Consider the following 12,655-nt stretch of genomic DNA (forward strand, 5'->3'; position numbering starts at 1 on the left):
AGATGGGTGAGGCGCCGAGCCCGAAGAAGCTGGAGCAAGTCCGGTCAAAGGGCTACCCGACTCCGCTGCAGGAGTTGCTGATCCGGCTGCTCGAACTGTCGGCGCAGGCGGATTTCCTGCACCGGGAGGCCGCCGCGCTGGTCGAGCCCGGCGGGGTTCCCAAGCTGCACGTCGAGACCGGCGAGGGTGAGTGGGTGGTGAGTTCCCGGCTGGTCTCGGCACAGCTCAATCCCCGCCGCGACAGCCCGCGCCCGCCGAGTCCGGAGCTGGTCGAGGCGTTCGTGCGCCTCTACGAGCAGCGCGGCGGCCCGGACCCGAAAGCGGTCCGCAAACAGATCAACACCCTCTACGCCGCCGCCGACCGCGCCTGCCGAGAGCACAAACGCCTGGCGGCGGTGCCTGCGCCGAGCCGCGCGGACCTGGCAGCACTCGAGCAGACGATCGCCTCGCTGCGCGAGGAGATCACCGCCCGCACCGCGGAGCTGGCCCAACTCCGGGCGGAGTCCGAACGGACTCACCGCGCCGACCAGGATCGGGTCGAGGCACTGGATGCCGAACTCACCCAGCTGCGCGCGTATCTCGAGGAAGTCAGCGCCGAACGCGACGAACTGCGTTCCCGCACCGAAGAACTGTCCGAAGAGCTGGGGCATTCACGTGACAAGCTGATCCGGGCGACCGCCGAATCCGATCAGCAGCAGGCCCGGATCACCGAACTCGAGGGCGCCGAACCCGACCTCGAAGTCCGGCAAGACCCTCGCGCGGACTCCGTGGACCCTGTGGAGTCCCCGTCGAGTCCCGGGATCGAGGCGGTCATCGACATGGGGGTCCGGATCTGCACATTGCCGGCCGCGCTGATGCTCGTCTGGCTCACTGTTATCACCGCTCCGCTGCTGGCCCTGCCCTTCCACACGGACGGCGATGTCACCGTGGGGTGGTTGTGGGTAGCGGTAGTACTCGTCGTGTACTGGCTGCCGCTGGGCTACGTCGTCTACCGCCAGTACTTCCCGGATCCTGGCCTGCGGGTTGTGCGCACCCGGCCGCGTGCGCGGGCGATCGCCACAGTGGCGGGGTGCGCCGCCGCCGCGGCCTTGAGCGCTGTGGTCGGCCTGCAGTACTCGCTCGCCGGCGCGGTCTACGTCGGGGTGCTGGTCCTGCCGATCCTCTGCCTGCTGTTCGTCGGCGCTGGAGGCAAGCTGGGTACACCGGCCAGCAAGATGCGACAGGTCGGCGGCGGACTCTCGGTGATCTTGGCTCTGTCTCCGTTGCTGCTGGACAACGTCATCTTCGGTGCCGCCCTGATCGTGGCGGCGATCTCGACCAACCTCGCCCTGATGGTTCTGCTCGCCCGGCTCCTCGAGGTCATGCCCGAGAACAGCGCCCACGCCTACATATACGCCCACATGGGCACGGTCCTTGGTTCCGAAACCGAGGCATACCGGCTTCGGCGTAAGGGACGCAGCTTCGCGGCGATCAACCTGCTCGAAAAGGTGGCCACCGCCACCGAACGCGTCCACGGCCGCGACCACCGCAGGACCTTGTCCGCCTACTCCAGCCTGGCTTTTGGCTACGAACAACTCTACTGGTACAGGGCCGCGATCACCCTGAACGAACGACTCCTGCGCGACCACGTACGGATCTACGGCACCGTCAGCCCCGACACGAACTTCGCCCGATCCCGCCTCGCCTACACCTATCTATGCGCCAAGCAGGCCAGGCGGGCCGTGGAGCTGTTTGAGCTCGCACTGCATGGCAACGAGCGGAAGCTGGGTGCAGGTGCTCGCTCGACCTTGTCCTCGCGTAGCAGCCTTGCCTTGGCCTACGAACGTGTCGGCCGTGCGTCCGAAGCTCGCTCCTTGCTGGAGATGAACCTTGCTGAATGCGAACGATCCATAGGCGCGGACGATCCCCTCACCAAGACCGTGAGAACTGATCTCGAATTCCTGACACAGCGCCTGCAGCGCGGGAGCGGTGAAGAAGGCTCCTCGACAGACCCGCCCTGACGAACGAGGAGCCGTCGAACTGCAGGGCGGTGTCGAAGAATCGATCGGTTTACGACACTTAGAGCCGGTGGACCTCGCTGCCCATCAGGAAGGTGCGGATGGGGTCGAGGGCATTGACGAGTCGGGCGACCTGGCGCGGTGCCAGCGCGTCACCCATGACCGCACGGTGGACTAGGTCGTCGATGCTGCGCAGCAGGTGATCGATCGTCTGGTCGTTGGTGGGTGTCGGTGGAATGTGCGCGCCGCCGTGGCGTAGCTCATCGATCTTGCGTGCGGCGATCTCCATCTCGGCTTCCGCGATTCCGGCCAGAGCACCAGCACAGCCGCTGATTCGGGATGTCGCCACCACACGCCGGTAGCAGGACTCTGCTCGCGTCAGCAGCATGATTCGCACGCCGTCTGGTGATCCGAGCTTTTGTCCGAAGCGGTATTCGATGTGCTCGTTGCTCATTTCGGCCTGGGCTGAGAGGTGACGGGCGATCAGGAAATCACCCGGCCCCTGGAACCGGAGGGCGCGGATCAGTTCGATGGCTTCGACGGGCTTGTTATCGATGAGGTTGAGCAGCGACTGGGCGTCACGTTGCAGTTGTCGCGATTCGTGGGTGTCTCGCTTGAACAGCCGCAGCAACTCCCCGCGTGTCAAGTCCAGTTCGCCGTTCTGGAGCAGCTCGGAGTAGGCAAGGCAGACGCCAGCGAATCGCGCGACGAGCATGGCCACGTCGGCAGGCTCCGGCTGCTCGGGTCGTTCGCCGCGGTGAATTGCACGCAGGTCAGCGACTGCCTTGGCCAGCGACGCGATCTCGTCTTCGGGTCGACGCCCGATCAGGGCTTCGGCCCGGTCGATGTGGAACTGTGCGACGACAGCGCGCACACGCAGACCCAGCCTGTTGCTGATCTCCTTGTCCCAGCGCTTGATCTGGATGATCGCCTGCAGCTGCTGGGGCTCGTTCAGCGCTTGATCGACCATCTGGCGGGCGCGTGCAGCGGCATCACCGGCACGGCCGTGGTCGCCAGCCTTCAGCAGAAGGCGGGTCTGGTCGGAGGCGGAGTTGCCGCTGCCGCCGCTGCCGTGAGCAAGGTGACGGTGTGCTTCCACCGCAGCGTCGCTGAGTCCGAGGGCCGCCTCTAGCGCTGGCTTCGCGCTGGCCGCGCTGACGCGGCCGCGGACTGTTCTGGCGCACTCGATGATTTCACCAGCGTGCGCAGCCACTCCAGCCTGTTTGCCGGACAGCTTGTCTACCAATGCTTTCGCTGCTTGAGCCAACGCCGTGTCGTCGTTGCTGGTGCTAGCGGCGGCGTACCGGTCACGGAGTTCGTCGAGTCCGGCGGGCGCAGGCCCTGCTTGGCCAGTGGCCTCCTTGTCGAAATAGGGCTGAGCCCACGCGCGCACGTTTTCCGGTGGGTTCAGCCCGCGGCGCCGGTACCGTTCGCACAGGGCGGCGCAGACCGCGCTCCAGTCGTCGAATTGTCTTCGTACAGTTTGAGTGTGCAGACCTGCACGATCGGCGAGAGCCGTTCTGGTCGGGGCTTCGAGGAACTTACCGTTGTCGGCCGCTTCGTCGACAAGGCTTTGAGCCGCATCCAAGACCCGGATGCGAGTGTTGTGTACGCGCGCCTTGTCCGAGGCGCGGACACCAGAATCCGCCATCAGATCGGCGACCCCCCTATCGCGGTGTAGCGGCCAAAGTGAAGCCAATTCACCGTGCCAATGCACTACTTGACAACCCCACTGTGGCGTTCGTTCAACCGACAGTTCCGAGCCTGCAAGCGTAGCTGTAAGAGGTCCTTTTTGTGCGTAATGTTCACGTACAGGCCGAAGTTCGTCGGCCAAAAAAAGTGGCGCCTCCCCTGGACCGGGAGAACGCCACTACGGCAACACGCAAGCTAGCTAGCAACCAGGAAGGTGCGCCACGTGGGCAAGACTACGCCCAGGAAGTCTCGTTCCGATATCAATCGGCGAAAGCAGGATGTTAACAACGTCGACGTCGCGGTGAACATCAGCTGCCGCGGCAAGACCACCATCAGCGGTCGGCGGTTCGTGAAAAAACTGAAGTGGCCGACGACGATCGTGGGATTCTTCATCGTCGTGCTGTTCATGCCGAAAGTCGACATCCAGCTCACCCCGGAATATCCCCAGCCAGTACAGGTCCACACACAGCAGTAAGACCACCCGAGCATCGGAAAGCGCCTCCTCGACCGAAGATTCGAGGAGGCGCTTTGCTGTCGGTGCACCGGCGGATACTCAACCCATGACACGCCGTATTGGCGTCTGCAAGAAAGAGGGTCCACTAGTGACCACGAAGACGGCGCCCTGGTTCGGTCGAGTTCTCAAGTGGCACAAGATGCTTGATGGGCACGCGTGCGCTTACCGAGGTCGCGTGTACACGATCGTGAAACCGGAAGGCGAAGAACGCTGGCACTTCACCGTGAACCGGGACGAACCCGCCGCCGAGCCGCGGGCCCGGTGTGGTGGTCCCGGGTTGGCGAGGTCGCTGGAACGGTCGCGCCCGCTGGCTGAGGCGTGGCTGCTGTCGATCCCGCGGATCGCACCGCGGGTGCGCCGAATTTCATGTACGCCGTGCAGGGTGACCGCCCAGGGTTCGGCGAACTCGGAGAGTTGACTGTGTGGACCGACGCTGACCAGGGACCGCCATGGCCGCTGCTGTCCCACAACATCTTCGACGAACCCGACAACCGAACACGACAAACGAACCGGACAACGAGCGCCTGAACACCGATAAGCGCTGAGACGTGGGCGAAACCAGCGGCTACGAGTCGCGGTTCGAGGAACATGTTTGAGAAATCCGGCGCTTAGCGGTTGTCGCACAATAGTCAGCTCACTATGCGCGGTAACCTCTAGGCCGAACTGGACCAAAGCACCTCTCGCGCCGGATGACTCGCGAAACTATGCGCGGGTAACCATGGCTCGTCTGTTGCTGACAGCCCACCGTCGCGCCTTAGCGCCGGATTCGGCGGATTTATTCCCCGCGCCCTCATGCCTGGTCGTCAGCACTGGGAGCTTCGTTGGGCCCGCTCGGCAGCGCGGCTGTCTCCGTCGTTGCGTAAGATCATGGCCCTGGAAACACAATCGGGGTGGGTGATGCTTCATGGACGCGCACGACAATGACGCAATCTCAGGATCTCCGACACCTGAACCTCTGCCTCCATGGTTGACTGATCATCCCGCTGCGCCGGCGGAGGCGCCCCACGCCGCAACCCCACGCGGCCCATACACAGATGAATCCGGACCACGTGGGAGGCCTGCCGGCGGTCTGCCTGAACTCGGCGAGTGGGCATTCACCGCCGTAGTTCCCTTAGCCGCGATCTATGCCAAAACCCTGGTAGAGGCCCTGGCAACACGCAGCGCCGATGGCATCGCAGCGTTGCCGGGCAAAGTCCGTCAACGCTGGTTTCGTCGCGATACACGCCGCGTCGCGGTCGTCCTGGAACCGGAGAACGGCCACAGCGCTGCCATCCTGGTAACCGCAGACCTCACCGACGACGCCCGCCTCGCCCTACTGGACCTAGACCTCACCCACGAATCGATGCGCGGCAAAATCCTTGCATGGGACGAGAACGTCCGACGGTGGGTTCCTACCGAGCCACCGGCCCGGCCGATCCCCGGACCTGACCGCCCATAATGCCGCCCCCTGCTTGAAAGCCTGCGTTGTCGAACGCTTCTGGGTGCGGCTACCTCCCGGAGCCACACCCCATCGGCTGGTCACGGGAGCAGAACGAAAGTGGCGTACGCGAGGAATCTTCATGGCGAGCCATGCCGACGACGACCGGCGCCGGTCAGTGACGATCGCTCGGTGTTGTGCCGGGGTGATGCCCCGCAGCGGTTTGAAGGCCGCACTCGGCGCGAACGGGGTTGGCGTAGCCGACCTTTCGCGCGATCGCGCTCATGACCCGCAGTATCCCCGCCGGGTTCGACACCTCCGGTGATCTTGCAGACCGTCTACGAATTTGGCCAAGTTCGCGGTGGCGGTCCTTGTGCGAGGAACCGTCGCTCGAAGATCGCTGAGGTGTCTGCGTCGCGGTCTGAGCTATCCCCCGCTGGAGTGTCTGCGTCGCGGTCTGAGCTAACCCCGTGCAACGAGGTTTGAGAACCACGGGACCCTCGTACGAGGGTCGGGAGCTTTCCGAGCGCGATAGCCATCAGCTTCAGGAAACCGCGCTCGCTCAATTGGTCATCTTGTCGCAGCTGAAAGGCGCCGATCACGGTCAGCAGAAGAACACCCCCAACCACCACGGCAGGGACCGACCACACCGGGGCAACCCGCGCGACCACCATCAACACGCTCAAGACGACTACCGCGACCACCAGGTAGAACGAACCTGCCACCCACGGTAACCGGCGTGAGCCGTATCGCTGCGACGCGCGTAACGCGTTCGCATAATGCCTAGCGTGATCGTCAGCCGTTCCGCCGCTCCAGCCGTACATGCTGAACGAACGCAGCCGACCGTGCTCATCGTATTCGGCGCTTGTACCCATCCCCTGCCCTTCTGTCATGGACGTAACTCGATGGTAGGTCCGAATCCGGAGTGCTGGTCCTTCCTAACTCACGCCACGGCGCCTGATCACCTCGGAGGTCTAGGTATTGAACATCGCTGAAGATCCTCTTCGACCGATTGCCCGCCAGCTTCACCGGCGCACCGCCGCAGTGCTGGGGGCCTTCACCGAAGAACAGCAGCGGAAGGCGGTCGCCAGCGTGATCAGCTCTCCCCGTAGCACCTTCATCGGCCATCGCCGAAGAATGGATCCTCGAACCGTGTGAACGCTTCGGACTCTAGGCCGTCGCTCAAGTTTTGCGGATGCTCAGCCGATTACTTTGCATGACAACGAATTCGAACGTCCAAGAAGGCCACGCGACCGATCGAATCGGTCACTGGATAGTTGCCAATTGATAAGGCGCCCAAGTGATCTCGCCAACATGTGCCTTGTCCTGCTAGGTTCTTCACGCACGCTTCGACGATTTCGTTCGTGACCTAGGGGGGTCTGGCAGTGTCTCATCGGATTGTCTCGGTTTTTGTTGCGCTGCTGCTGATGGTGGGCTTGGTGTCGGGGGCGGTCGGCAGCCAAACAGCCGTTGCAGCGCCCGCGCGCGTTGGTCCTGGCAGTCCCTGCTATCCGATCCAGGAAGCGATCGATGCGAATGAGGCAGCGCGGCAACAGCACAACGCAAGCCCGCCGGACCAGAACAACCCGGCAGCGGTAGAGGCCTACAACGCTGAAGCAGAAGCCGGACAGGCTCAGGCCGCCCAACTGGAGTCACAGATGGAGGCGTGTCTGGCAGGGAACCCTCAGGCGAATCCGTCACCGCGGCCGCCGCGGGGCACCAACCCGCAGAACCCGGGCACCATCACATCCGATTCGGATCCCGGCCGGCTCAACCAACTCAATCCGTCGATTACGCGGACCCGCACCACCGAGGACGGTGGCCAGTCGACCTACTCGCCGGCGATTCGCACACAAGACGGAAACTGGACTGCCACCAATGCATCCGCCTACGTCACACCAGGACAGCTGGGTACGGGTTCGCCGGCCAGCTCGGCGATCAGGCCGCCTGGTTTCCGCGGCGGCGCCGGCGGTGACGCACGTGCACACCTGCTGGGTGATCAGCTCGGTGGACTCGGCAACGACCCCCGCAACATCGTGACACTGACGCAGAAGACGAACCGTTTGATGTCGGAAGCCGAAAACGACATCGCCAACCTGGTTCGCGGCGGCGACAATGTCTTCGTCAATGTCACCCCGATCGGGTTCCCCGGATCGCGGCCCGAAGGAATACTTCTGGTATCTAGGAGCGACAGCGGAATCTGGTACATCAAATACTTCCCCGACTAGGAACATGGACAGCCAACTATCACGACTCACGGCGGCACTTCCCGCGCCGCAGCCCGCCCATCGGTTCGATTGGGCCGAGGCTGAAACACGGTGCGGGACATCGCTGCCGGCCGACTACAAGAACCTGCTCGACGCGTATGGTCCGGTAGGGTTCGACGATTTCCTCTGGCTCCTGTTCCCTGGCGACCACAAGTTCCTGTCCCTGAGCGATGAAGGCGGCCGTATCGTCGGTGAGTACCTTCCCGCGATGGACCCCACCATCGACGTTGACCGCTACCAGGCGTGGGGGATCACCGATAACGGCGATTACTGCCTATGGGAGAAAACCACACCGAACCCGGATGACTGGACCGTCACACTCACCGACACCGGACTCAATCGGTGGGACCGCTTCCCCGACCTGAACGTCACAGGGTTCCTGCTGCGGCTGGTCGAACGCACCCTGGAGTCATCGGTCATGCCGCTAGCCGACATCGACCTACCGCCTACACCATCAGTAGCCCCAGTCCACACCTGACGGGGATAGCCCAAGGCCTCCCCTCCCCTGCCCGCCGCCGCGCGCCACCAGCGCTACACCCAACGCCGCGACATCCCCAACTCCACCCGGCGCCTCCGCAGCCACCACGCTGACCCGATCCTGCTGCAATTCGGGCAACGGGAACTGGGCGATCCACTCCGGGCCGGAAGGTTGTCGATCCGGAGTCGCGTTGCGTCGCAAGTGGATACGCTGCACAGCCATGACAGCTGGTGGTATCGATGCCCTGCAGGTCGCACGCGAGCACCTGGTCGCGGTCAGTCGAACCGGTGATGACCTGACTGCGGATCAGCGGCTGCAGCTGGGGCTGCTCGCCGCTCAGGTCGCCATCGCCGAACGTCTCGACGACCAGGCCGGATCGCCGCAATCTCACCGTCGAGGGGTTCCCGACTCGCCGAATTTCGGGCGGATTTGAGGTCTTGCCGCGAATGACGGGGTGGCAGCCGTGGCTGCGGCTCCGCTGCTGCGTGTGCCATAGGCTGAGATCGAGTAGCGAAAATGCGACTTGACCAGCATATATGTCGCATATTCCGCCGATACTACGGCGACCCGAGCTGATCGGCGAGCGTGACCAGGTTGCTGAAGCCACGGGTGTTAACGGCGGCGCAACACGCTTGGCGAGACAGCCCCCTCAGCTGCATCGGCTATCTAGAGTCGTCGAATGACTTGGAATCGTAAGGGGCGTAACCGCATATCACTCGGCATCGCACGTGGTAACAGATCGAAGACCCCCATCGTGGTCACCTCCGCGGCCGTCCTGTCCGCAGCCCTTGGCCTTTTGGCCGGCACCGCGGGCCAGGCGCTGGCGGCCCCCGCCGCCGCACTCCCCACAACCGTGCGGCACCAGGCTGCCAAAGCCGAGCAGTGTCAAATCTGGCGGCGTAATTACGAGTCTTCGAACAACGCCAATCAATGGCTCAAGGACAACGTGTGCTGGAACGACGACTCGCAGACCGTACGCATAACGTCCACCGCTGGAGGTGACAACCAGTCGGAGCCCAACAGCACATGCACGCTCAGCACGTCGCAAACGTCCTGCACAACCAGTACCTGGGTCAATTCAAGTTTCGTCGCGGACTTCAGCTCCAAACAGGTCACCGAAACCAGCCGAGCGTGCAACCACGGCGACTGCGTGCCCGAACAGCACATCTACAACTTCCAGTAGCCGGGCCCAATCAACAGCTCACGACGAAAGGGGCAGCGGTCTCGAACTGCTGCCCCTTCATTCATCGGGTCGCCGCAGTATCGGCGGAAAATGCGACATATATGCTGGTCAAGTCGCATTTTCGCTACTCGATCTCAGCCTATGGCACACGCAGCAGCGGAGCCGCAGCCACGGCTGCCACCCCGTCATTCGCGGCAAGACCTCAAATCCGCCCGAAATTCGGCGAGTTCTACGGGAACCCCGTCGACTCCGCAGCGACGAAATGACCTGGAACATCGACGATATCGTCGCGGTATTTGGGCGAGTGCATCCGCCGGCGGTCGAGTTGGTGCGGGCGCTGGTCAGCGAGGGCGGCAGAGCATCTCCCGACCGGTTACGAAACCTCATGCGCCGCAGTCCTAATGGGCTTCGTCAATTGCTCACCCACGCCTTCGCGGAGGTGACCGGTCACGTTCTGCCCGGGCAGCAGTTAGTTGTTGTGCGTCGCGCGCCCGATCCACGGAACTCACCCATCACCGAATACCGTCTAGCCGAAGGCACCCTCGAACTCGCGGCCGCCGCGCTCGAGCGGTTCGATTCCACGTAGGGCGTTCAGTCCGGAGCGCGGTCGATGAGGAGCACACCGGGGTTCTGGTCCTTGGTGGAGACGCGGCCGTAACCGATGAGCGCCCCGCCTCCGCCGACCGGATCGAGCGGCGTCACCGTCGAAAGTGAGCGGTGCGGGGGTATCGAGATCTCGTGTCGCCGTGGCCATGCCCGGACTGTTTGAGAAAGGGCCGACAAGAATTGTTGAACACCAATACTTTTCGACACGTTTTATCGACACATGGTTGGAGGGAGTGACCTGGGGTTGCGGTTCGCAGCGATCAGTGGCGGGGAGGTGTCGGAGAACCGAACGATTCTCAACACCGACAGCTGGTCCACTGATGAGGGGCGCGATGCTTTTGCGGTTTGTTGCTTTGGTGCTCGGGTCTTGGTTCAGTTGACAGACCGGCTGACAGGTCGGGGTCTGGGTGGGAGGTCGAGCGGATGGATCCGATGGCATTGGTGGCCGCAGCAGTCGCGGCTGGAGCGGCGGGGACCTCGGCAGGGTTGAGCGAGACCGCGAAGAAGGCGGTTGCTGACGCCTATCAGGCGTTGAAGGGATTGATCACCCGCCGCTACACCAGCGTGGAGGTAGCTGTGGTGGAAACTCGGCCGCAATTGCGTTCGCGGCGAACGGTTTTGGCTGAGGAGCTCCTCGAAGCCGGCGCTGGTGAGGACCGGGAGTTGGTAGACGCAGCCCGATATCTGCTACAGGTCATCGAAGAATATGCGCCCCAGAGCGCTGAGGTGGTCGGAGTGCAGTTGCGGCGGGTCCGCGCTGGGGAACTTGAGATCACCGATGTCGTCTCGACCGGCACCGCCGTGGTCGCCGAGGAGACTGAGGTGGTGGGCACTTTGAAGATCACAGGGGTACGGTCCGGGTTCCCGGAGCCTCCCCACCCTCCGGTGGCGCGACAGTAGATCTCCCACCTGCCGCGTTGGGCGCCGTCGCTGCCTCACTGAGGGGCGTCGGTGCGGGACGAGACATCATCATCGGGCAGTTCCCGGACACGGCGATGCCGCGGATGGGGCTCGCAGAATTGGTCGAGCGAGTCACCGCAACCGGAGAGATTCCCACGGCTGCGGAGTTGGACCCCTATCTTTTGGGTGCCACACCGTCCCTGTTCGGTGAATCGGGTCGTTCCGGAACCGAGGACCAGTACGTGGCGCGCACCCACCACGATGTCGACATACGACTGGCTGCCGCGTTGGCGGGTGATCGACTGGTGTTGGTGTCCGGACCGTCCAAAGCTGGTAAGACACGGACCTTGTTCGAGGCCGTGCGCGCGGAGTTGCCGAATGCTCGTGTGGTGGTGCCGACCCCTCAGACGCTGGCCCTGCTTCCGGACTGTGTCGAGTTCACCGAGGGCGGCGACCCGCTGGTGGTGTGGTTGGAGGACCTGCACCGCTTCCTCACCGGCGAGGCTCTCACGCCAGCCCTGCTGGCCCGCTTGACCGCCAGGCGGGCTCGGACTCTGGTGGCGGCGACCCTGCGCGACGAAGCACGGGACCGGTTGCGTGCCAGCACCGCTGAGTTGACCCACGAGACTCGTGTCCTGCTGCAGGAGGCGATCGAGATCGCGCTGGCGCCGACCAGTGAAAGCCCGTCCGAGCAAGCGGCCGCGGGCGCGGCCTACCCGTCGTTGAACCTGGCGCGGTACGGGTTGGCCGAAGCACTCGCTGGTGCGCCCGAGCTGCTCAGGCGGTATGACGACGCCCGCTTCAGCAACCCTGTTGTATATGCGGTCACCCAGGTCGCGGTCGACTGGACCCGGATCGGGCGCGACGACCCGATCCCTGAACCCACCTTGGCCGCCCTCGCCCTGGCCACCGTCGAGGAACTGCGACCCGACCTCGACATCACCACTGCCGACGTAGAGACCGCGATTAGGACAGCTCGCACACCTCCCGCCGGTGCGGGCCGTGTCGCTGCGCTGCTCACTACCCGACTGCCCGACCGCTCCCGCAGTTACCGGGCATTCGACTACCTCGTCGCTGCCGACGACGGACAACAACACCGCACACCGCGACCCATCCCATCTGATATCTGGCGTACCGCCACCGAGGGCGCTGAGACCAGCATCCTCGTGAACGTGGGGAATACCGCCTTCATCCGCCACCAAGTGCACGAAGCCGAAACCCTGTACCGACGCGTCGGTACAGGGAACATCTTCGCAATGCACTTCCTCGGTTTCCTCCTCCAGCAGCGGGGGGAGATCGCCGAAGCCGAAACCTGGTATCGCAAGGCCGTCGACGCCGGAAACTTCAATGCGATCTACTTCCTCGGGAGGCTCCTCGAGGAGCGGGGGGAGATCGCCGAGGCCGAAACTTGGTATCGCAGGGGTATCGACGCCGGAGAGTCCAATGCGATGTACTCCCTCGGCAGGCTCCTCCAGCAGCGGGGGGAGATCGCCGAGGCCGAAACCTGGTATCGCAGGGGTATCGACGCCGGAGAGTCCAATGCGATGTACTCCCTCGGCAGGCTCCTCCAGCAGCGGGGGGAGATCGCCGAGGCCGAAACC

11 protein-coding genes are annotated in these 12,655 nt (G+C 63.9%); 9 read left to right on the top strand and 2 right to left on the bottom strand.

Going from position 1 to position 12,655, the window contains the following annotated elements; all coding sequences use genetic code 11:
• Positions 1-2: 2 nt before the first annotated feature.
• Positions 3-2,000: a tetratricopeptide repeat protein gene (locus ACIBJI_RS40000; RefSeq protein ID WP_397088244.1), complete on the top strand. Its 1,998-nt coding sequence runs from the start codon at positions 3-5 to the stop codon at positions 1,998-2,000.
• Between the two features lie 58 nt (positions 2,001-2,058).
• Here the strand turns inward: ACIBJI_RS40000 and ACIBJI_RS40005 are convergent, their stop codons facing one another.
• Positions 2,059-3,831 carry a hypothetical protein gene (locus ACIBJI_RS40005; protein ID WP_397088246.1) on the bottom strand — a complete coding sequence of 591 codons (1,773 nt, stop codon included), beginning with the start codon at positions 3,829-3,831 and terminating at the stop codon, positions 2,059-2,061.
• 81 nt (positions 3,832-3,912) lie between these two features.
• On the opposite strand from ACIBJI_RS40005, the gene ACIBJI_RS40010 reads away from it, so the two are divergent.
• The 3 genes from ACIBJI_RS40010 (at position 3,913) to ACIBJI_RS40020 (ending at position 8,365) form a co-directional block, all read left to right on the top strand.
• The gene (locus ACIBJI_RS40010) at positions 3,913-4,164 is read left to right on the top strand and encodes a hypothetical protein (protein ID WP_397088248.1); all 252 of its coding nucleotides are present in this window, start codon (positions 3,913-3,915) and stop codon (positions 4,162-4,164) included.
• Between the two features lie 2,841 nt (positions 4,165-7,005).
• Entirely contained in the window at positions 7,006-7,848 is an 843-nt protein-coding gene (locus ACIBJI_RS40015; protein ID WP_397088250.1) for a DNA/RNA non-specific endonuclease, read from the top strand.
• A 4-nt stretch (positions 7,849-7,852) separates the two neighbouring features.
• Positions 7,853-8,365 carry a hypothetical protein gene (locus ACIBJI_RS40020; protein ID WP_397088252.1) on the top strand — a complete coding sequence of 171 codons (513 nt, stop codon included), beginning with the start codon at positions 7,853-7,855 and terminating at the stop codon, positions 8,363-8,365.
• Here the strand turns inward: ACIBJI_RS40020 and ACIBJI_RS40025 are convergent.
• Complete coding sequence (locus tag ACIBJI_RS40025) at positions 8,342-8,587, bottom strand: hypothetical protein (protein WP_397088254.1); 246 nt, start codon at positions 8,585-8,587, stop codon at positions 8,342-8,344. The genes ACIBJI_RS40020 and ACIBJI_RS40025 overlap by 24 nt on opposite strands.
• Here ACIBJI_RS40025 and ACIBJI_RS40030 point away from each other — a divergent pair.
• The 5 genes from ACIBJI_RS40030 to ACIBJI_RS40050 form a co-directional block, all read left to right on the top strand.
• Positions 8,586-8,798 carry a hypothetical protein gene (locus tag ACIBJI_RS40030; RefSeq protein WP_397088256.1) on the top strand — a complete coding sequence of 71 codons (213 nt, stop codon included), beginning with the start codon at positions 8,586-8,588 and terminating at the stop codon, positions 8,796-8,798. The genes ACIBJI_RS40025 and ACIBJI_RS40030 overlap by 2 nt on opposite strands.
• A gap of 246 nt (positions 8,799-9,044) precedes the next feature.
• Positions 9,045-9,548 (top strand): hypothetical protein, encoded by a 504-nt coding sequence (locus ACIBJI_RS40035; protein ID WP_397088258.1) that lies wholly within the window; start codon positions 9,045-9,047, stop codon positions 9,546-9,548.
• A gap of 262 nt (positions 9,549-9,810) precedes the next feature.
• Positions 9,811-10,134, top strand: coding sequence for a hypothetical protein (locus ACIBJI_RS40040; RefSeq protein WP_397088260.1), 324 nt, complete (start codon positions 9,811-9,813; stop codon positions 10,132-10,134).
• 443 nt (positions 10,135-10,577) lie between these two features.
• Positions 10,578-11,054, top strand: a complete 477-nt coding sequence (locus tag ACIBJI_RS40045) for a hypothetical protein (RefSeq protein ID WP_397088262.1) — start codon at positions 10,578-10,580, stop codon at positions 11,052-11,054.
• A gap of 104 nt (positions 11,055-11,158) precedes the next feature.
• The coding region (locus ACIBJI_RS40050; RefSeq protein WP_397088264.1) for a tetratricopeptide repeat protein at positions 11,159-12,655 on the top strand (1,497 nt) is incomplete at its 3' end.

It is taken from the genome of Nocardia sp. NPDC050408, from assembly GCF_044458905.1.
Lineage (GTDB): Bacteria > Actinomycetota > Actinomycetes > Mycobacteriales > Mycobacteriaceae > Nocardia.